This window comes from Tardiphaga sp. 841_E9_N1_2 (assembly GCF_051811065.1).
GTDB lineage: Bacteria > Pseudomonadota > Alphaproteobacteria > Rhizobiales > Xanthobacteraceae > Tardiphaga > Tardiphaga robiniae.
Genome location: NZ_JBPWQC010000001.1, coordinates 4,538,547 through 4,559,371, shown reverse-complemented (window position 1 = coordinate 4,559,371; position 20,825 = coordinate 4,538,547). Strand labels below are relative to the sequence as shown.

The following is a 20,825-nucleotide window of genomic DNA, read 5'->3' as shown; positions in this document are numbered from 1 at the left end:
CCATGATGCACCCTGATCACGAATCAGGGTGTTCATGCGCGTCTTCAATATTCCGTCCTCGGCGCCATTCCTGCGCACGCTGATCACCGCGCTTGTCGACGGTGATCTCGTCGAGGGATTCTCTGCACGCGGCGCGCCGGAGAAACTGGCTGAAGTCACCCTGTATCTGCCGACACGCCGCGCCGGCCGCATGGCGCAGGAGATCTTCCTCGACGTGCTCGGTACCGACGCCGTGCTGCTGCCGCGTATCGTTCCGCTCGGCGATGTCGACGAAGAAGAATTGGCCTTCGCGCAGGCGGCCTCGCCTGAGGCGCTCGAAAGGCTCGATGCACCTCCCGCGCTTGACGGATTGCAGCGCCGGCTTCTGCTGGCGCAACTGATTGCCGCATGGGCGAAGCAACTTGCACCTGGCGATCCCACGCAGACACCGCTCGTGGTCGGTGGCCCCGCCTCCACGCTCGCTCTGGCCGACGATCTGGCGCGGCTGATGGACGACATGGCGACGCGCAAGGTCGACTGGAGCGCGCTGGACGGGCTGGTGCCCGACGCGCTCGATCAGTATTGGCAACTCACGCTGCAGTTTCTGAGCATCGCCAGGAACGTATGGCCAGACATCCTCGCCGCACACAATGCGATTGAGCCTGCGGTGCGCCGCGATCTGCTGATCGATGCTGAAGCTTCGCGCCTGAAGGCCCACAAAGGCGGCCCCATCATCGCAGCCGGCTCGACCGGCTCGATGCCGACCACCGCGAAGTTCCTGCGCGAGGTCGCGCAGCTGCCGCAGGGTGCTGTCGTCCTCCCCGGCCTCGATACTGATCTCGACGACACCGCGTGGAATATGATCGGCGGCACGAAGGATGCGTTCGGTCGGACCGAATCCTCGGCATCGAACCATCCGCAATTCGCGCTCCATGCGCTGCTGGAACGTTTCGGCATCACGCGCCGCGACGTGATGACGTTCGGCACGCCGTCGCCGCAGGGCCGCGAATTGCTGGCCTCGGAGGCGATGCGGCCATCCAATGCCACGGCGCAGTGGCATACGCGTCTCGCTCAGCCGGCCGTCGAACAGAAAATCGCGGCCGGCATGCAGAACCTTGCTGTGATCGCCGCCGCGAATCCGGAAATGGAAGCGTTGGCCATCGCGATCGCCATGCGCGAAGCCCATGAACTCAAGAAGTCCGCCGCACTGGTGACACCCGACCGCGCACTGGCGCGCCGGGTGATGGCCGCGCTGAGCCGCTGGAATCTCGTCTTCGACGATTCCGGCGGCGATGCGCTGACTGAGACCTCGGCCGGCATCTTCGCGCGCCTCATCGCCGAGGCGGCAGCGGAGCAGCTCGAACCGGCGACATTGCTGGCGCTGCTGAAACACCCGCTGTTCCGTCTGGGTGCGGCGCCGAACGCCTGGAAAGACGCGATCGAGACGCTCGAACTCGCGCTGCTGCGCGGCACGCGGCCGACGCCCGGCACCGCTGGACTGGCGCAGGACTTCACGCGCTTCCGCGACGAGCTCGGAAAGCTCCGACGCCGCGAAGCGTCGATACTGCATGGCGCGGAGCCGCGCGCAAAACTCGACGACGACCGTCTTGACCGCGCGGAAGAACTGATCGCCGGATTGCGCACCGCGCTGGCGCCGCTGGAAGGCATCCACCCCATCAGGCCGATCGACTTCGCTGAAGTTGCCTTGCGGCATCGTGAGGCGATCAAGCTGCTGTCGCGCGACGACAGGGGCAACGATGTCGCGCTGGCCGGGCGCGAGGGCACGGCGCTGACCAAGGCATTCGACGATCTCGTCGTCATGGAGACTGTCGCGACCGAGAGCGGCGACGAGGAGCGGCTGCGCCCCAGCGGGCTGATGATGCAGCTCCGCGATTATCCCGATGTGTTTCAGACCGCCTTCGCGGACCGCATCGTGCGCCGGCCCGAAGTCGCCAATGCCAGCTTGCGCATCTATGGCCAGCTCGAAGCGCGGCTGACGCAATCGGATCGCGTGATTCTCGGCGGTCTCGTCGAAGGCATCTGGCCGCCCTCGCCGCGCATCGATCCATGGCTAAGCCGCCCGATGCGCCACCAGCTCGGTCTGGATCTGCCGGAACGCCGCATCGGCCTCACCGCGCATGACTTCGTGCAGCTGCTCGGCACCGAAGACGTGATCCTGAGCCACGCCGCGAAAGTCGGCGGCGCGCCGGCTGTGGCATCGCGTTTCCTGCATCGGCTCGAAGCCGTCGCCGGGGAAACCCGCTGGGACGCGGCGCTGGCCGCGGGCGAGCATTATGTTCGCTATGCCGAAGAGCTCGACAAACCCGAGACCGTCACGCCGATTGCCCAGCCGGAGCCGCGCCCGCCGCGCGCCGCACGTCCGCTCAGGCTGTCGGTTACCGCCATCGAGGACTGGCTGCGCGACCCCTATACGATCTACGCCAAATATATTCTGCGCCTGGCGCCGCTCGATCCCATCGACATGCCGCTCTCCGCCGCCGACCGGGGATCGGCGCTTCACGCGTCGCTCGGCGATTTCACGATGGAGTACAGCAAGACACTGCCGGACGATCCCGCGCGCGAGCTGCGCAGAATCGGCGATCGACATTTTGCGCCCCTGATGGCGCGACCTGAGGCGCGCGCATTGTGGTGGCCGCGTTTCCTGCGCATCGCGTCGTGGTTTGGCGCTTGGGAAATCGACCGCCGCATCAATGTCGCCAGCATCGACGCGGAAGTGCGCGGAGAGATCAAGATCCCGCTCGATCACGGCCGTGTCTTCCATCTCTCGGCACGGGCCGACCGTATCGAACACCGCAGCGACCGCACTTTCGCGCTGCTCGACTACAAGACCGGCCAGCCGCCCACGGGCAAGCAGGTGCGCATGGGTCTGTCACCGCAGCTGACGCTGGAAGCCGCGATCCTGCGCGAGGGCGGATTTGCCGGCATCGCCGCGGGATCGTCGGTCAGCGAGTTGATGTATGTCCGGCTCAGCGGCAACACTCCGCCGGGGGAACCTCTACTGCTCGTCCTGAAGCGCGATCGCAATGATGAGGAACTCGATCCCAATAAGGCCGCTAGCGAAGCGCGCGCCAACCTGGAAGCGCTGATTCGCACCTTCGAGAATGAGGATGAGCCTTATAGATCGATGATCCTGTCGATGTGGTCGAACCGTTATGGCAGTTATGACGATCTAGCGCGCGTCAAGGAATGGTCGGCCAATGGCGGCACCGGCGGAGGCGAGTCATGAGCGGCCCGCGCAATATTCCGCCCGCGGCGAGCGCCAAGCAGCAGCAGGCATCCGATCCCGCGGCGTCGGTGTTCGTTTCTGCCAATGCAGGCTCCGGCAAAACCTATGTGCTAGTCAATCGTGTAATTCGGCTGTTACTCAACGACGTGGCGCCAGAAAAAATTCTGTGCGTGACCTTCACCAAGGCCGCAGCAGCGAACATGGCGGAGCGAGTGTTTACGCGGCTTGGTCACTGGGTCACGCTTGACGACGCTGCGCTCGATGCTGAGATCAAAAATGCTGGCGCTGTTCCTAGCCGCAAAGTGCGCGAGCGTGCGCGCGAATTGTTTGCCAGTGCGCTGGAGACGCCGGGCGGGTTGAAGGTCCAGACCATCCACGCGCTGTGCACGCGCCTGCTGCAGCAATTTCCGTTCGAGGCCAATGTGCCGGCGCGGTTCAGCGTGCTCGACGACCGCGACCAGAACGAGATGATGGAGCGCGCCAGCCTGCAAGTGCTGTTGCATGCGGCCGCGGCACCTGACAGCGCCGAGGGCCGCGCGCTGACGACCGCGATGACCTCGGCCGCCGACGTGACCTTCCGCGACGTGGTGCGCGAGGCGAGTCTGTCCCGCGATCAATTCCTGGCATGGATCGAGCGCGCCGGCTCGACCGACGCCGCGATGGCGCAACTCTCAGCGACGCTGGGCGTGACAGCCGGCGATACCAGAGAGAGCGTCGAGCTGGAGATTATCGACGGGCCGCATCTGCCCCGCGAACGCTGGATCCCCGCCGCCGAAATCTTCGAGACCGGCAGCAAGACCGACAACGATCAGGCAGCGCGGCTGCGTGAGGCTTTGGCGTTGTCCGGTGCCGAACAGGTCGAGAAATATCTCGAACTGTTCCTGACCAAGGATCAGTCACTCCGCAAATCGCTTGCGACCAAGAAGATCGCCGACAGCCGGCCGGATCTGCTGGCGGCCCTGCAGCGCGAGGGCGATCGTGTAATCCCGCTGCTGGAGCGCCGCCGCGCCGTCGCGATGCGCGAACGCACCCAGTCGCTGCTGGTGATCGCCAGTCAGGTCGCGGAGAATTATCGCCGCGAGAAGAACGAGCGCGGCCTCCTGGACTACGACGACCTAATCGCGCGCACGCTGGAGATGCTGGATCGGGTGTCGTCGAGCTGGGTGCATTTCAAGCTCGACCGCGGTGTCGATCACGTGCTGATCGACGAGGCGCAGGATACCTCGCCGCGGCAATGGGACATCATCACCCATCTGATCTCGGAATTCACCTCCGGCGAAGGTGCGCGCGACGGGCTCAAGCGCACGATCTTTGCCGTTGGGGATGAGAAGCAATCGATCTTCTCGTTCCAGGGCGCAGCACCGCGCGAATTCGATCTGCGGCGCAAGGCGCTCCAAAGCCGCTTCAAGGACGCCGGGATGAAATTCGATCCCATCGCGTTCAGCCATTCTTTCCGGTCGGGCTCAGCCATTCTGCGATCGGTCGACCACGTGTTTCGCGAGGAAGCGATCTTCCGCAGTATCCACGCCGTCGAGAACGGCTATCCGATTCATGAAACGCTTGATGATGCCGGACCCAGCCTGATCGATCTGTGGGAGCTGGAGCAGCCTGACGACCGGCCAAGCATCGAAGGCTGGCAGGCGCCGTTCGACAAGCGCTCCGAGACCAGCCCTGAAGTGAAACTCGCCCGCCGCGTGCAGACCGAGATCAAAGACTTGATCGCGGCGAAGACGGAGACCGGCCCGATCGGCAAACGCCGCGCGCTGCGCTATGGCGACATGCTGGTGCTGGTGCGCCGCCGCGGCAAGGCCTTCGACGCCATCATCCAGGCGCTGAAACATGCCGGCATTCCCGTCGCCGGCGCCGACCGGCTCAAGCTCACCGAACATATCGCCATCATCGACCTGATGAACCTGGCCGACGCGCTGCTACTGCCGCAGGACGATCTCGCATTGGCGACCGTGTTGAAGAGCCCGCTATTCGGCCTCGATGACGATGACCTGTTCAAGCTGGCCTGGGAGCGCACCGGACCGCTGCGCGATGCGCTCGACGAAAAGGCGCCCCGCGACGACAAGCTTGCCGGCGCTCTGAAGCGGCTCGTCGATTGCGAGAAGTACTTCACCAAGCAAACACCCTTCGCGTTTTACGCCTGGCTGCTCGGCGGTGACGGCGGCCGCGCGCGCATCCTGCGCCGGCTCGGCCATGAGGCCAATGATGCGCTCGACGGATTCCTCGAACTTGCGCTCGGCTATGAGCGCAAGGCGCCGGCCTCGCTGCAGGGCTTCGTCGCTTGGCTGCGGGCAGCCGATACCGAAGTGAAGCGCGATATGGAGATCACGCGCGACGAAGTTCGCGTGATGACCGTGCACGGCGCCAAGGGCCTTGAAGCGCCTGTCGTGTTCATGGTCGACACCACGTCATCACCGGCGGATTCACAGCGACTCAATTTGATCCATCTCCCGCAGGGCAACGCCGCACCGAACAGCCCGGGCGTCGTGGTCTGGGCCGGAAAGAAGGCGGACGATCCGCCAGCAGTCGCGGCGGCGCGCGCCGACATGATCCGCGATACCGAGGACGAATATCGCCGGCTGCTTTATGTGGCGATGACGCGCGCGGCCGATCGCCTGATCGTTGGCGGCTGCATGCCCGGCAACCGCAACGAGGTGCGGCCGCTGTCCTGGTACGACCTGATCCAGAAGGGCCTGGAGAATTCCGGGCTGCAGATGCAGAGCGTGCCGCCGCCGGACGGCGTGGTGAAACGCTATACGCGCGTGGAAGACGTGACACCGGCGCCTGGCGCGATGGCGCCTGTCGCAGCAGGTGCGCCCATCGTGCTGCCATCCTGGATGCGCGACAAGGTCGGCGACCAGCCGCGCCGCGAAAGCCTGTTGCGCCCATCAGATGCCGACGACGATGACGACGGCCGCGGACAGCGCTCGGGCGAATCCGAACGGCTGCGCCAACTGGCCTTGCAGCGCGGCAACCTCGTGCATCGCCTGTTGCAATCGCTGCCCGACATCACCGCCGAGAAGCGTCGCGAGACCGCCCTGAATTTCCTCGCCCGCAACGCCCATGACTGGACCGATCTCGACCGGGTGGCGCTGGCCACGCAGGTGCTGTCGCTGATCGGCGATCCGCGCCTCGCGGAACTGTTTGCCCCCGGCAGTCGCGCCGAGGTGGCGGTGGCCGGACGACTGACGCGAAAGGACGGATCGCCTGTGCTCGTCTCGGGCCAGATCGACCGGCTGGTCCTGACCAAAACCGAGATCCGGATCGTCGACTACAAGACCAACCACAACCCGCCGCGCAAGCTGATCGAGGCGCCCAAGGCCTATATCCGGCAGCTGGCGCTGTATCGCGGCGTGCTCGCCAAGTTATACCCAGATCGGCCGATCCGGGCCGCCCTGCTCTGGACGGAAACGCTTGAAATGATGGAGATTTCCGGTGCTGCGCTGGACGCGGAGCTGGCCGCCATCATCTCACTGTGACCAACCTTGACCCGGCAAGGGGGCGTTCATAGGTTGGATGCATCATTCCAGCGCGCGAATCTTCCAGCGCGCCTTTCATTGAACAGGACGAGGATACGACCATGGCCGTTGGCAAGGTGACAGACGCCGATTTCGAAGCGGAAGTGCTCAAGGCGACCGGCCCGGTCGTGATCGATTTCTGGGCCGAGTGGTGCGGTCCCTGCCGCATGATCGCGCCGGCGCTCGACGAAATCTCCGCTGCCATGGGCGAAAAGGTCACCATCCTGAAGCTCAACGTCGACGAGAACCCGAAGACCGCATCGAAGTATGGCGTGATGTCGATCCCGACGCTGATGATCTTCAAGGGCGGCGAAATGGCCTCGCGCCAGGTCGGCGCCGCGCCGAAGGCGAAGCTGCAGCAGTGGATCAGCGCCGCGGTCTGATCGCGCGCTTTATTCGAGAATTTACGGCCGGTGATTTTTACCGGCCGTTTTTGTTTTGTGTACCTAACCTCGCCCCGCTTGCGGGGAGAGGTCGACTTTCACATGCGGAGCATGTGGAAGGCGCGTGAGGGGGAGCCAGTGTTTCACTCGCTGGCTCCCCCTCACCCGCCGCGGACTTCGTCCGCGCCACCCTCTCCCCGCAAGCGGGGCGAGGAAGCGACGCCGACCGTTTTTCTTTACATCAGCGAATCCATCCCGTCGCCAGTGCGCTCGCCCATTCCGGTCGCTGGTGCTCCAACGCCAACTCCGCCATCGCCTGATGGTCGTAAGGCACCTGACGGAACGTCACCTGCCATCGCTTGCCCACCTTCTCGATGATCGCGTAGCAGGCGTCGGGCGTGCCGACTTCCAGCGTGTGCGGATAGGGCGTGACGTCGCGATAGCCGGGGCCGCCGACGCTGCCGGGATTGACGATCATGCGGCCGTCGCGAAGCCTGACGGCACGCGCGATGTGGGTGTGTGCGCAGAGAATCAGCGATTGCGTGATACCCCCCGCCTTCTCCTCGATGGCTTCGATCGGGGCCATATGCACGATGCCTTCGGGGGTCACCGCTTCCATCCAGTAGGTGTTGTCGTCATCGGGCGTCGCGTGAACGAGATAGACCTCGTCGCGATAGATCGTGCTGAAGGGCAGCGCGCGCAGCCAGTCCATCTGCTCTGGTTCTAGCTGGCTGTGGGCCAGCCGATCGGACGGCCACATGTCGTCAAGCTTGTAGTCGGTGATGTAACGATCATGATTGCCGCGGACATTGGTGGCATTGAGGCCCATCATAGTGTCCACCGCACGGCGCGCATCGAGCGCGCCGCTGGCCATATCACCAAGATTGACGATGTCGGTGATGCCCAGGGTACGGATATCGGCGACAACCGCCTCAAGGGCGAGGTGATTGCCGTGAACATCGGCAATGGCAGCGAAGCGCATCGAACCTCCCTAAAATCAAGCAAAGATCAATCAGAGATCACTTGTATCGATGCCGTTCTATGCAGGGAGCGTGCCGTTCTCCGCAAGTACATGACCGGCCAGATAGAGCGAGCCTGCAATCAGGATCCGCGGAGGCACTTCATAGGCGAGCCGGGTGAGGGATTGCAGCGCATCGGCGACGCTCGGCGCTGTCTCGACGCGCATGCCGAGACTCCGCGCGGCGTCGGCCAGCGCATCCGGTGCCATGACGCCGTCGCGGCCGGGGATTTTCACGGCGATGATATGGCGGGTCTGGCCGGCGAAATTCGCCAGAAAGCCCGTCGCATCCTTGTTGGCCATCATGCCGGCGATCACCACCAGCGGCCGCGGCACGCGCTCTTCGAGATCGCCGAGCGCGGCTGCAATGACGCGCCCGCCATCGGCATTGTGACCGCCGTCGAGCCAGACTTCGGCTTCGGCAGGCGCCGCCGCGACAAGCTTGCCCGACGTCAGCCGCTGCATCCGCGCCGGCCATTCGGCGCGCGCCACACCGGTTTCATAGGCGGCAGGATCGATCTTGAAGATATCCAGCGCGCGCAATGCCGCAATCGCCAGACCCGCATTACCGAACTGATGGCGCCCGAACAGCCGCGGCGCAGCAATATCCATCAATCCGCGATCATCCTGATACACGAGGCGGCCGCGCTCGATATTGACGTGCCATTCCTGCCCGGCGCTCACAAGCGGCGCATGCATCCTGCGCGCCTGCTGTTCGATCACATCGGTTACATCAGGCGCTTGCTCGGCCGTGATGACCGGCACGCGGCGCTTGATGATGCCGGCTTTCTCGGTTGCGATTTTCGCGAGCGTGTCGCCGAGGAAGTCGGTGTGATCGATGGTAATCGGCGTGAGCACGCAGGCGGCGGGCGTTTCGATCACGTTGGTCGCATCGAGCCGCCCGCCGAGGCCGACTTCGAGTAGCACGATATCGGCGGGAGACTTTGCGAACAGACCGAACGCGACGGCGGTCTCAGCCTCGAACAGCGTGATCGGAGCGCCAGCGTTGATCGTCTCGACACAAGCGAACGCGTCACGCAATGCGTCATCGCTCACCAATGTGCCAGCAAGGCGAATGCTCTCATTCATGCGGACGAGATGCGGTGAGGTATAGACGTGAACGCGCAGGCCTGCGGCCTCACAGATCGCGCGCAGATAGGCGATGGTCGAGCCCTTCCCGTTGGTGCCGGCCACATGAATGACCGGGGGCAGCTTGCGCTCGGGATTGCCGAGCTGCGCCATGAGCCGCTGCATGCGGTCCAGCGACAGATCGATGGCGTTCGGATGCAGCTTGGAGAGCCGCGCCAGAATCTCGCCGAGGTCGGGCGACGATGGCGGCGCGGAGGTGCTCACGCGTGAGCGGCCGGCACCGCGTCCGGAGCCACGAGGATCTCGGCCGGAATGCTCTCCGCGCGCGGCGGGCTCGCAATGGCCGGAGACTTCGTCAGCAGGCGACACAGGCGCGCCAGCGTCGGCTTCAGATCGTGGCGATGCACGACCATGTCGATCATGCCGTGGTCACGCAGATATTCAGCGCGCTGGAAACCTTCCGGCAGCTTTTCGCGAATGGTCTGTTCGATCACGCGCGCACCGGCAAAGCCGATCAGCGCGCCGGGCTCGGCGATCTGCACGTCGCCCAGCATGGCATAGGACGCGGTGACGCCGCCGGTGGTCGGGTTGGTCAGCACGACAATGTAAGGCAGCTTGGCCTCGCGCAGCATCTGTACGCCAACAGTCGTGCGCGGCAGCTGCATCAGCGAAAGAATGCCTTCCTGCATGCGGGCGCCGCCGGAGGCTGCGAACACGATGAAGGGCGACTTCTTCTCGACCGCGAGTTCGAGCCCGCGCACCAGCGCTTCACCGGCAGCCATGCCGAGCGAACCGCCCATGAAATCGAAATCCTGTACGGCGACGACGACGCCGGAGCCTTCCATCCTGCCGTAACCGACCTTCACCGAATCGTTCATGCCGGTCTTGGTGCGGGCATCCTTGATGCGGTCGACATATTTGCGCTCGTCGCGAAACTTCAGCGGATCGGCGATCACTTCGGGCAGCGCCACGTCGTACCAGGTCTCGTTGTCGAAGATCGACTTCATGCGGGCGGTGGCGCCCATGCGCATGTGATAGTTCGAGCCGGGAATGACGAACTGGTTGCTCTCGACGTCTTTGTAGAACACGAGCTGCCCTGTATCCGGGCACTTGATCCAGAGGTTCTCGGGCGTATCGCGCTTGAGGATGCTGCGGATCTTCGGCCGGACGACGTTGGTGAGCCAGTTCATATGTGTCTCCGCGTCGCTGAGATGATGCGTCGCTCTGATATCTATATGGCGGCCGGGACGGAGCCCGGCAACCGTTGTTCCCGGTTGATGGAGGCCAATTGTGGCTTATTCCGCAGCCTGTTTGGCCCCATGAACGCCCTGGGCGAGGGCTGCGGCCAGATCGGCGACCGCACTGACAGTCTTGGCCGTGGCCTTGCCATCGGCGTCCAGCGAGCCTTTCAGCGCATCGATCAGCGCGGTACCAACCACGGCGCCATTGGCATGCCGGGCGATGTCATGCGCGGCTTCCGGCGTCCGGATGCCAAAACCGACGCAGACCGGGAGCTTCGTATGACGCTTGATCCGCGCCACAGCCGTGCTCACGGCGGATGAATCCGCGCTGGCCGAGCCAGTGATGCCGGTGACCGAGACGTAATAGACGAAGCCCGAGGTGTTCGCGAGCACCGCCGGGAGGCGCTTGTCATCGGTGGTCGGCGTGGCCAGGCGGATGAAGTTCAATCCGGCTTTGATTGCCGGCAGGCAGAGCTCAGCGTCTTCTTCCGGCGGCAAATCGACGATGATCAGACCATCGACGCCGGCAGCCTTTGCGTCGGGCAGGAATTTATCGACGCCGTAGATATAGATCGGATTGTAGTAGCCCATCAGCACGATCGGCGTCTTGTTGTCGGAGCTGCGGAAGTCGCGCACGAGCTGCAGCGTCTTCTTCAGCGTCATGCCGGCCTGCAGCGCGCGCAGGCCCGCGGCCTGGATCGACGGGCCGTCAGCCATCGGATCGGTGAAGGGCATGCCGATCTCGATGATATCGGCGCCGGCCTTCGGCAGCGCCTTGACGATTTCCAGCGCAGTGGCGGGATCGGGATCGCCGGCCATCACGAAAGTCACGAAAGCCGCGCGGCCTTCGGCTTTGAGTTCGGCGAAACGGGTATCGATGCGGGTGGTCACGACTGCCTGCCCTTCAGGATATCGCCGACCTGCGGGACGTCTTTGTCGCCGCGGCCGGAGAGGTTGACGACCATCAGGTGATCCTTCGGCAGCGTTGGCGCGAGTTCGCTCACCTTCGCGAGGGCATGCGCCGGCTCCAGTGCCGGGATGATGCCTTCGAGTTTCGACAGCAGCTGAAATGCGGTGAGCGCTTCTTCATCCGTCGCCGACAGATACTTCACGCGGCCGATCGTATGCAGCCACGAATGTTCGGGGCCGATGCCAGGATAATCGAGGCCCGCGGAGATCGAATGGCCCTCCTGGATCTGGCCGTCTTCATCCATCAAGAGATAGGTACGGTTGCCATGCAGCACGCCGGGACGGCCGCCAGCAATCGATGCGGCGTGCAGGTTGGTGAGCCCGTGGCCCGCCGCTTCGACGCCGTAGATATCAACCGATGGATCGTCGAGAAACGGATGGAAGAGCCCCATCGCATTGGAGCCGCCGCCTATGCAGGCGATCAGCGAATCCGGCAGGCGACCTTCGATCTCCTGCATCTGCACACGAGTTTCCTCGCCGATGATCGACTGGAAGTCGCGCACCATCATCGGATAGGGATGCGGGCCGGCGACGGTGCCGATGCAATAGAACGTGTTATGCACATTGGTGACCCAGTCGCGTAGCGCCTCGTTCATCGCATCCTTCAGCGTGCGCGCACCAACCTGCACCGGCACCACCTTGGCGCCGAGCATTTCCATGCGGATCACATTGGGCTGCTGACGCGCGACGTCCACGGCACCCATATAGACGATGCATTCGAGACCGAAGCGGGCGCAGAGCGTCGCCGTCGCCACGCCATGCTGGCCGGCGCCGGTCTCGGCAATGATGCGCTTCTTGCCCATGCGGCGCGCAACCATGATCTGGCCGAGCACGTTGTTCACCTTGTGCGAGCCGGTGTGATTCAACTCCTCGCGCTTCAGATAGATTTTTGCGCCGCCGAGATGCTCGGTGAGACGTTCCGCGAAATAGAGCGGCGACGGGCGGCCGACATAGGCCTTGAGATAACCATCCATCTCCTTGCGGAAGGCGGGATCGGCCTTGGCGTCCTCATAGGCCTTCTGCAGGTCGAGGATCAGCGGCATCAGCGTCTCGGCGACGAAGCGGCCGCCGAAAATGCCGAAGTGACCGGTGTCGTCGGGACCGGACCGATAGGAATTGGGAATGGCTTGAGTCATCAGATCGTCAACTCTTCCGTTGCGCGCGCGGCGCGGATGAAAGCGCGGATCATGTCGGGATCCTTGATGCCCGGCGCGCTTTCCACGCCGGACGAAATATCGACACCGCCTGCCCGCGTGATGCGCAGGGCCTCGGCGACATTGGCGGCAGTGAGGCCGCCCGATACCATGAAGGGCAGCTTCAGATCGAGGCCTTCGAGCAGATACCAGTCGAAGACCGCGCCGAGACCACCCGGACGCGTTGCATCCTTCGGCGGTTTGGCATCGAACAGGATGCGATCGCAGACCGCGGCATAGCCGGGCAATGCAGCGAGATCGGCCCGGGTCTCGACGGCGAGCGCTTTCATCACAGGAAGGCCGAACTTCTGTTTGATATCGCGCACCCGCGCCACACTCTCCTTGCCATGGAGCTGCAGGATATCGGGCTTCAAGGCATCGATACTGTTTTCAAGATCCGCGTCATCGGCATCGACCGACAGTGCGACCTTCACGGCACGGCCCTTCGCCTGCCTGCCCAAAGCCCGCGCAACGTCGAGCGTGACGTGACGCGGCGACGGCGGAAAGAACACGAAGCCGACCATATCCGCGCCGCCGACCAGAGCCGCATCGAGCGTCTCGGGAGTGGACAGGCCGCAAATTTTGACGATCAGAGACATGCTTCAAATGGCCGCTGGCAATACCGGGAATGGCAGGAAAAGCCTATGCGCGGGGTTCTACAACGTCGCGCCGGACTTGTCTCGCTCACCGGCCATATAGGAGGAACCCGGCGCCGGAAGCCGCTGCACACCGTTCCGTGACGTGGTCGCGGTATGGGCGCGCAGATCGGCCAGTTCTGCACGGGCCCGCCTGATATCGGCCTCATGCTGACGTGCTGCGCGGCGCCAGTGCCCTTGCCTGAACCAGGTCGCCATTCCCCCTGCGATGACGCCCAGGATGGCCGACAGGATGATCACAACGAATAGCGGCAACGTGGCACCGACCGCGGGATCGCTGCTGTTGAACGGATCGAAGGAGACCGTGACCATATGACGGTTGGCGACGGCGAACACGACGAAGACGATCGCGAGGGGGATGATCACCAGGGCTGAGAAGAATTTGCGCATCAACGTCTCTCGCGAAGGCGATGCGGGCGCGCATGCCGCTAATTGGCTCAGACCTGTCGGCCCGAATACGCGCTACCTCAAAGTTCCTTATGACGCCGCGCTGGCTTCCGGCGCACCATTCTCACGGTTGAGCCGCTCGCGCATTTCCTTGCCGGTCTTGAAGAACGGAACACTCTTCTGGTCTACCGGAACATGCTCGCCAGTCCGCGGATTGCGGCCTGCGCGGGCGGGGCGATGCTTCACCGAGAATGCACCGAAGCCGCGAAGTTCGACACGGTCACCGCGTGCCAGCGCAGCCACGATCTCATCGAGAATCGCATTCACGATGTTCTCAACATCCCGCTGGTAGAGGTGCGGGTTATGCTCAGCGATGCGTTGAACGAGTTCGGATTTGATCATCGAGACGTTGGACTCTGAACGGGAGGATGCATTTCCGTGAAAATGCCTTGAACTGTCAAGACGCTAAATGAATTCGGGCACCTTCGAAAATGCGTGACAAATGCCCGAAACCGTTGTTGCAGCCTTCCTTGCAGTGCGGAAAGAACAGGACGAGCAGTTCCCTAGTTGGTGGTGGCCGGCCGCCACAGCGCCAGCATGCCATCGAGACCGAAGCCGTCCATGGCCTGCGCGAGGCCCGCCTGCTCGACCTGCCGCGCGATCGCGTTGAGACCCACTGCATCGAGTGTGATCGTCGCAGCAGCGCGCAGGAAGGTGAAATCGCTGAATTTAGGCGTCAGCTTGAAGTCGCGAACCGGCAGGTCGCTCTTGATCTTCTTCTCGGCTACCAGCCACGCCACGGCGGCTTTCTCGTCGCCAAGCTGATCAATCAGCTTGAGGTCCACGGCCTGGCGCCCCGTAAAAACACGGCCATCGGCGACTTTCTGTAGTTGCGCGTCATCCATGGCGCGGCGGCTCTGCACAAGCCCACGGAACCAGCCATAGGAGTCCTTCACCAGCGATTCCAGCGCTGCCCGCGCCTCCGGGCTGGTCGGCTCGAAACCATTGGGCGCCGCCTTCAGGGGCGAGGATTTGACCTGCTCGACCTCGACACCGACGGTCTTCATCAACCCCGTGAAATTGGGAAACTGGAACAGAACACCGATGGAGCCGACCAGCGAACTCTGCTGCGCAACGATATGGTCGGATGCGAGTGCCGCGATGTAGCCGCCCGATGCGGCCAGGCCCTCGACGACAACGACCATCGGTTTCTTGGCCTTGAGGCGCATCAGCGCGTCATAGAGCTGCTCGGAGCCAGCCGTGGTGCCGCCCGGCGAATTGATATGTACCACCACCGCTGCCGCGGATGACTTCTCCAGCCGCTCCAGCGCCTCGACGCGATCATTGTTGCTCTGGATCAGGCCCTCGATCTTGATGCGCGCAATCGCCCCCGACGACGACAGCGCCTCGGAGCCCGACCGTGTCACGACGACGCCGACGACGACCACAGCAGCGACCGCGGCCAGCACCGCTGCCACGCGCCAGAACGTCAGCTTGCGACGTATCCTGCGGCGATCGACGATCACATCGGAATCAAGCGACATCGGAAATCTCCTAAGCCCTCGGCGAGGGCTGCGTCTGGCGGATGCTGCATCTGTCGTCCGGGCAGCGTTTACTTGAGGTATCTCAAATACATCAATTGCGAGGCAATATGAAGAAAACATGGTCGAAACAGCAAAAAGGGCCCCGGTGAAACCGGGGCCCCAATTGGTAGCAACAAGTGAGTCGAAACTTACTTGCGCGCTTACTTGTCGGTGCTCTGCTTGAGCGCCTTGCCGAGAATGTCGCCGAGGGTCGCGCCCGAATCCGACGATCCGTACTGCGCGATGGCTTCCTTCTCTTCTGCCACTTCGAGAGCCTTGATCGACACCTGGACCTTGCGGGCCTTCTTGTCGAACTGGATCACGCGGGCATCGACCTTCTCGCCGACGGCGAAACGCTCAGCGCGCTGATCCGAACGCTCACGCGCCAGTTCCGAACGCTTGATGAAGGTCGTGAAGTCGGTGCCGGCGATCTGAACGTCGATGCCGGATTCCTTCACTTCGATCACTTCGCAAGTCACGACAGCGCCCTTCTTGACGTCGCCCGGCTCTGCGAAGGGATCGCCTTCGAGCTGCTTGACGCCGAGCGAGATGCGCTCCTTCTCGACATCCACGTCGAGGACGATGGCCTTGACCATGTCGCCCTTCTTGAAGTTGTCGATGACCTGCTCGCCCGGCTGCTTCCAGTCGAGGTCGGAGAGATGGACCATGCCGTCCACGTCGCCTTCGAGACCCAGGAACAGACCGAACTCGGTCTTGTTCTTGACTTCGCCTTCGACGGTCGAACCGACCGGGAACTTCTCGACGAACACTTCCCACGGATTGCGCATGGTCTGCTTGAGACCGAGCGAAATGCGGCGCTTGACGCTATCGACTTCGAGAACCTGCACTTCGACTTCCTGCGAGGTCGAAACGATCTTGCCGGGGTGCATGTTCTTCTTGGTCCACGACATCTCCGACACGTGGATCAGGCCTTCGATGCCCGGCTCCAGTTCGACGAATGCGCCGTAGTCGGTGATGTTGGTGACGCGCCCCGAGAAGCGTGCGTTCAGCGGGTACTTCGCCTCGATGCCCTGCCACGGATCGTCGAGCAGCTGCTTCATGCCGAGCGAGATACGGTGGGTCTCGTGGTTGATCTTGATGATCTTGACCTTGACCGTCTGACCGATGGTGAGCACTTCGGTCGGATGGTTGACGCGGCGCCACGCGATATCGGTGACGTGCAGCAGGCCGTCGATACCGCCGAGGTCAACGAACGCACCGTAATCGGTGATGTTCTTGACGACGCCGTCGATGACCTGACCCTCTTCGAGGTTCTGGACCAGTTCCTGACGCTGTTCGGCGCGGGTCTCTTCGAGAACCGTGCGACGCGACACGACGATGTTGCCGCGGCGGCGATCCATCTTGAGGATCTGGAACGGCTGCGAGTTGTTCATCAGCGGGGCGACGTCGCGGATCGGACGAATGTCCACCTGCGAACGCGGCAGGAAGGCCACTGCGCCGTCGAGATCGACGGTGAAGCCACCCTTGACCTGGTTGAAGATGACGCCGTGAACCTTCTCGTTGTTGTTGAAGGCCTTCTCGAGCTTGCCCCAGCTCTCTTCGCGGCGGGCCTTGTCGCGCGACAGAACGGCTTCGCCCAGTGCGTTTTCGATCCGGTCGAGGAACACTTCGACTTCGTCGCCGACCTTGAGTTCGCTGTCACGGCCGGGACCGGCGAATTCGCGCAGTGCCACACGGCCTTCAGTCTTCAGGCCGACGTCGATGACGGCCATGTCCTTTTCAATCGCAACCACGATGCCCTTGATGACAGAGCTTTCCTGAAGGTTGCCGCCCGCGAAGGACTCGTCGAGCATTGCCGCGAAATCATCGCGGGAAGGATTATACGAAGAAGCAGTCGAAGCCATTTGTTCTCCAGATGCGGGTATCGCCGGCCGTTCGGGTTAATGGGCGTCTCAAATGTGAAGTGTCAGGGGTCCGCAACCTCTAACGACCGCCTTGCAGGAGGATGCAAGAACGGGCCGGCAGCATGCCTTCACGATCGAAACGTGGGTAGGGTCTTGATGGTGTCCGGAGCCTGAAGCGCGTATCGCAGCTCGAGATCGGGAGCGGGCTTTCCTCCAATGACGGCAACGGTTTTGTCTGACGTCTTTCGGAAAGAAAGAAAAATCAGACCCGTTGCCGGCCCGCTCGGACGGCCTCGACAATGTCGATGGCGGCCCGGACGCCGCCTTCTATATCCAAATTGGAGTTATCCAGCAAGTATGCATCCGTGGCCGGCTTCAGAGGCGCAATCGGGCGGTTCTGGTCGCGTTCGTCGCGCCTGATGATATCCGCCAGCACGGCGGCCTCATCGGCCACCTCGCCCCGTCCGAGAGCCTCCAGGGTGCGCCGGCGGGCGCGGACCTTGGCATCGGCGACGACGAAGATCTTCACGTCGGCATGGGGGCAGATCACGGTTCCAATGTCCCGGCCGTCGAGCACCGCACCCGGCGGATCCTCGGCAAAACGCCGCTGGAAGTTCAAAAGGACCTCCCGCACCCGGGGGATGGCCGAGACCACAGAGGCCGCATCACCGACTTCCTGGGTCTTCAGCGCCGGATTGCCGAATTTCTCGGGATCGAGCTCACTGGCGACAGCCACGGCCTGCGCCTCATCGGTCAGGTCCGCGCCAAGATCGAGCATCGCCTTGGCGACCGCGCGATAGATCACGCCGGTATCGAGGTGCCGGTAACCGTAATGGTGCGCAAGCCGTTTGCCCAGCGTGCCTTTTCCGGATGCGGCGGGACCGTCGATAGCAATAATCATGCGTTGCGCGTGCTCGTCTTGTCACGATGAATGGCGGTGGATCGGGAGTCAAGCTCGCGCGACCTGCGCGGGCTTAGCACCCGTCTCCGGAAATATCCACGCCGGCAACCTCAGGAGAAATCAGCACCCAGCCGACGCATCATCGGGATGAAATCGGGGAAGCTGGTGGCGATGAATGTCGTGTCATCGATGGTCACCGGTCTGTCGGAAGCGAGGCCCATGGCCAGCGCCGACATGGCGATGCGGTGATCCATATGGGTGGCAACGAGGCCGCCACCGGCAACACGGCCATTGCCGTGCACGATGAGGTCGTCGCCAACGATCTCGACATTGACGCCGTTGACCCGCAGCATCGCCGCAGTGGCTTCCAGACGGTCGGATTCCTTCACACGCAGCTCCTGCAGCCCGCGCATGATGGTCGTGCCCTCTGCGAAAGCCGCAGCCACCGCCAGCACCAGATATTCATCGATCATCGACGGCGCGCGCTCCGGCGGCACTTCGACGCCGTGCAGCTTCGACGCTGTGATCCGGAACTGCGCCATCGGTTCGCCGGCATCGCCGCGGATATCGCTTTCCTCGATGGATGCGCCCATCTCGCGCAACGTCGTGAACAGTCCGGTGCGCAGCGGATTGGTCATCACATCGGTGAGCACGATCTCGGAGCCCGGCACGATCAATGCCGCAACCATCGGGAATGCTGCGGAGGACGGATCTGCCGGCACCACGACATCGGCACCCTTCAATTCGGGCTGGCCGGTGAGCGTGATCTTGCGGCCGTGCGCGCCTTCTTTTTCGGAAGTAATCTCGGCGCCGAAATGCTTGAGCATCAGCTCGGTGTGGTCCCGGCTGGCCTCGGTCTCGATGACCGTGGTGGTGCCCGGGGCCGACAGGCCGGCCAGCAGCACGGCTGACTTGATCTGGGCGGAGGCGACCGGGGTGCGATAGACGATCGGCAGCGGATCACGCGCGCCTTTGAGCGTCAGCGGCAGACGCCCGCCGTCCTCGCTCGCGGTGACCTTGGCGCCCATCAGCTCCAACGGATCAACGATCCTGCGCATCGGTCGGCTGCGCAGCGACGCGTCGCCATCGAATGTCGCCTCGATCGGACAGCCCGCGACAGCCCCCATCACCAGCCGGCACCCGGTACCCGAATTGCCGAAATCCAGCGGCGCCTTGGGCGCGGCGAAGCCGGCAACGCCGACGCCGTTGACCTTCCACGCAAAATCGCCTGTTCGTTCGACCTTGGCGCCCAGCGCCTGCATCGATTTGGCGGTATTCAGGACGTCCTCGCCTTCCAGCAGCCCCGTGATCCGGGTCTCGCCGACCGCCAGCGCACCCAGAATAAGGGCCCGGTGCGAGATCGACTTGTCGCCGGGCACGCGGGCAGAGCCGCGCAGGGCACCGGATTTTCGCGCTGTCAGCGGGGTCGGCTGGGCGGCGGCTGTGTCTGATTGGGTCAAGATTGTGTTCCTTCGCGCAGGCGGCTCGTAGCATATGAGCCACGCTGCGTCACGCAGCGGTCATTCTCACGCAAACCGCTATTGACAGGGGCGCGTCAACTAGCCAAGTGAAGCACCGTTTTTCAAAAAATCCCCAGGACCCTTCACGTGGCCAAATCCGATCTCGGAACCAAACGCATTTGCCCCACGACGGGCAAGAAGTTCTACGACCTCAACAAGAGCCCGGTGATTTCGCCTTATACGGGCGAGGTTGTGCCGATTGCGCCGATTGCGCCGCCGCGGACCCGCGCGGATGCAGCCGCACGCGCAGCTGCAGCATCTGCCGCCGCAGAAACTCCGGAAGCCGCCGAGAGCGAAGAATTGGTCTCGCTGGAGGAAGCCGACGCCGAGGAAAATACCGGCAAGAAGGCTGCCGTGCTGGAATCCGAGGACGATATCGAAGTCGATGACACCATCGATGACGATGAGGACGATGATTCGACCTTCATTGCCGACGAAGAAGAAGGCGATGAGGACGTGACCGACATCATCGGCGACGTCTCGGGCGACGAAGAAAGTTAAGCTCAGAAGAGACTTGAGATCACTCCTGATATGTGATCTTGGTTTGCCGCGCGACGCCCCACCCAGTGCGTCGCAGGTATTGGGGCCATAGCTCAGCTGGGAGAGCGCTTGCATGGCATGCAAGAGGTCGGCGGTTCGATCCCGCCTGGCTCCACCATCCTTCGCTCGCTTCGCGAGCTTCGGCTCGGCAAGCCGTACCAACTAATCCTCGTAGAGAATGATCGCGCTAATCCCCCAGCGCCGCGTTCAGCCGATCACGTAGCGCCACGAGGTCATTTTTCATCGCGGCCATTTCACCGACCGTGCAGGCTGACGCCGCGAGGATTCCCTGTGGTACGGCCTTGGCTTTTTCACGCAGTGCCTGACCTTGCGCCGTCAATGCGATCAGCATCTGCCGCTCGTCTTCGATGCTGCGGGTGCGTTTGATCAGGCCGGCCGCTTCCAGCCGCTTCAACAGCGGCGTCAGCGTGCCGGAATCCAGAAACAGCCGCTCGCCGATGTCCTTCACAGGCACATTGTCCTGCTCCCACAGCACCAGCATCGCCAGATATTGCGGATAGGTCAGCTTCAATCGGTCCAGCAACGGCTTGTAGACGCGGTTGAACGCGTGGCCGGTCGAATAGACGGCAAAGCAGAGCTGGTTATCGAGCTGCAGCAGCGGAACAGGTGCGGGTTTCTTGGCCATGATGATCTCCGGAGCTTATTTGGCCACAGCTGACGCCAGACCCCAACCCCTTCACGATCAGTTGAGCACAATTCGATTGCG

Annotated in this window: 17 protein-coding genes and 1 tRNA gene; 5 read left to right on the top strand and 13 right to left on the bottom strand. The window is 63.2% G+C overall.

Going from position 1 to position 20,825, the window contains the following annotated elements:
• The first annotated feature begins 34 nt into the window (after positions 1–34).
• From addB to trxA, 3 genes are all read left to right on the top strand, one after another.
• Positions 35–3,226, top strand: coding sequence for a double-strand break repair protein AddB (addB, locus tag AB8A50_RS21925; RefSeq protein ID WP_439078880.1), 3,192 nt, complete (start codon positions 35–37; stop codon positions 3,224–3,226).
• Positions 3,223–6,714 carry a double-strand break repair helicase AddA gene (addA, locus tag AB8A50_RS21920; RefSeq protein WP_439078879.1) on the top strand — a complete coding sequence of 1,164 codons (3,492 nt, stop codon included), beginning with the start codon at positions 3,223–3,225 and terminating at the stop codon, positions 6,712–6,714. The genes addB and addA overlap by 4 nt, the downstream gene beginning before the upstream one ends.
• 101 nt (positions 6,715–6,815) lie before the next feature.
• On the top strand, positions 6,816–7,136 hold the full coding sequence (gene trxA, locus AB8A50_RS21915) for a thioredoxin (protein WP_068734104.1): 321 nt from the start codon (positions 6,816–6,818) through the stop codon (positions 7,134–7,136).
• 241 nt (positions 7,137–7,377) lie between these two features.
• Here trxA and AB8A50_RS21910 read toward each other — a convergent pair whose 3' ends face one another.
• The 12 genes from AB8A50_RS21910 to aroA form a co-directional block, all read right to left on the bottom strand.
• Positions 7,378–8,118 carry a metallophosphoesterase family protein gene (locus AB8A50_RS21910; RefSeq protein WP_439078878.1) on the bottom strand — a complete coding sequence of 247 codons (741 nt, stop codon included), beginning with the start codon at positions 8,116–8,118 and terminating at the stop codon, positions 7,378–7,380.
• A 57-nt stretch (positions 8,119–8,175) separates the two neighbouring features.
• The gene (locus AB8A50_RS21905) at positions 8,176–9,507 is read right to left on the bottom strand and encodes a bifunctional folylpolyglutamate synthase/dihydrofolate synthase (protein WP_439078877.1); all 1,332 of its coding nucleotides are present in this window, start codon (positions 9,505–9,507) and stop codon (positions 8,176–8,178) included.
• Positions 9,504–10,433 carry an acetyl-CoA carboxylase, carboxyltransferase subunit beta gene (gene accD, locus AB8A50_RS21900; RefSeq protein WP_175369410.1) on the bottom strand — a complete coding sequence of 310 codons (930 nt, stop codon included), beginning with the start codon at positions 10,431–10,433 and terminating at the stop codon, positions 9,504–9,506. Before accD ends, AB8A50_RS21905 begins: the two co-directional genes overlap by 4 nt.
• Before the next feature lie 105 nt (positions 10,434–10,538).
• Positions 10,539–11,375 (bottom strand): tryptophan synthase subunit alpha, encoded by an 837-nt coding sequence (gene trpA / locus AB8A50_RS21895; RefSeq protein WP_439078876.1) that lies wholly within the window; start codon positions 11,373–11,375, stop codon positions 10,539–10,541.
• On the bottom strand, positions 11,372–12,589 hold the full coding sequence (trpB, locus tag AB8A50_RS21890; RefSeq protein ID WP_093757880.1) for a tryptophan synthase subunit beta: 1,218 nt from the start codon (positions 12,587–12,589) through the stop codon (positions 11,372–11,374). Before trpB ends, trpA begins: the two co-directional genes overlap by 4 nt.
• The gene (locus tag AB8A50_RS21885) at positions 12,589–13,245 is read right to left on the bottom strand and encodes a phosphoribosylanthranilate isomerase (RefSeq protein WP_439078875.1); all 657 of its coding nucleotides are present in this window, start codon (positions 13,243–13,245) and stop codon (positions 12,589–12,591) included. The genes trpB and AB8A50_RS21885 overlap by 1 nt, the downstream gene beginning before the upstream one ends.
• 57 nt (positions 13,246–13,302) lie before the next feature.
• The gene (locus tag AB8A50_RS21880; protein WP_439074084.1) at positions 13,303–13,692 is read right to left on the bottom strand and encodes a LapA family protein; all 390 of its coding nucleotides are present in this window, start codon (positions 13,690–13,692) and stop codon (positions 13,303–13,305) included.
• An 87-nt stretch (positions 13,693–13,779) separates the two neighbouring features.
• Positions 13,780–14,091, bottom strand: coding sequence for an integration host factor subunit beta (locus tag AB8A50_RS21875; RefSeq protein ID WP_089266402.1), 312 nt, complete (start codon positions 14,089–14,091; stop codon positions 13,780–13,782).
• A 161-nt stretch (positions 14,092–14,252) separates the two neighbouring features.
• Positions 14,253–15,233 (bottom strand): signal peptide peptidase SppA, encoded by a 981-nt coding sequence (gene sppA / locus AB8A50_RS21870; protein ID WP_120287731.1) that lies wholly within the window; start codon positions 15,231–15,233, stop codon positions 14,253–14,255.
• 200 nt (positions 15,234–15,433) lie between these two features.
• Positions 15,434–17,137, bottom strand: a complete 1,704-nt coding sequence (gene rpsA / locus AB8A50_RS21865) for a 30S ribosomal protein S1 (protein WP_068730324.1) — start codon at positions 17,135–17,137, stop codon at positions 15,434–15,436.
• Between the two features lie 262 nt (positions 17,138–17,399).
• Positions 17,400–18,038 carry a (d)CMP kinase gene (gene cmk, locus AB8A50_RS21860; protein WP_439078874.1) on the bottom strand — a complete coding sequence of 213 codons (639 nt, stop codon included), beginning with the start codon at positions 18,036–18,038 and terminating at the stop codon, positions 17,400–17,402.
• A gap of 110 nt (positions 18,039–18,148) precedes the next feature.
• Complete coding sequence (aroA, locus tag AB8A50_RS21855; RefSeq protein WP_176454678.1) at positions 18,149–19,498, bottom strand: 3-phosphoshikimate 1-carboxyvinyltransferase; 1,350 nt, start codon at positions 19,496–19,498, stop codon at positions 18,149–18,151.
• Between the two features lie 147 nt (positions 19,499–19,645).
• Here aroA and AB8A50_RS21850 point away from each other — a divergent pair, with 147 nt between their 5' ends.
• Positions 19,646–20,059, top strand: a complete 414-nt coding sequence (locus AB8A50_RS21850; RefSeq protein ID WP_068730321.1) for a TIGR02300 family protein — start codon at positions 19,646–19,648, stop codon at positions 20,057–20,059.
• 81 nt (positions 20,060–20,140) lie between these two features.
• A tRNA-Ala gene (locus tag AB8A50_RS21845) sits at positions 20,141–20,216 on the top strand.
• Positions 20,217–20,285: 69 nt separating this feature from the next.
• Here AB8A50_RS21845 and AB8A50_RS21840 read toward each other — a convergent pair.
• Positions 20,286–20,744 (bottom strand): MarR family winged helix-turn-helix transcriptional regulator, encoded by a 459-nt coding sequence (locus AB8A50_RS21840; protein ID WP_439078873.1) that lies wholly within the window; start codon positions 20,742–20,744, stop codon positions 20,286–20,288.
• Positions 20,745–20,825 lie beyond the last annotated feature (81 nt).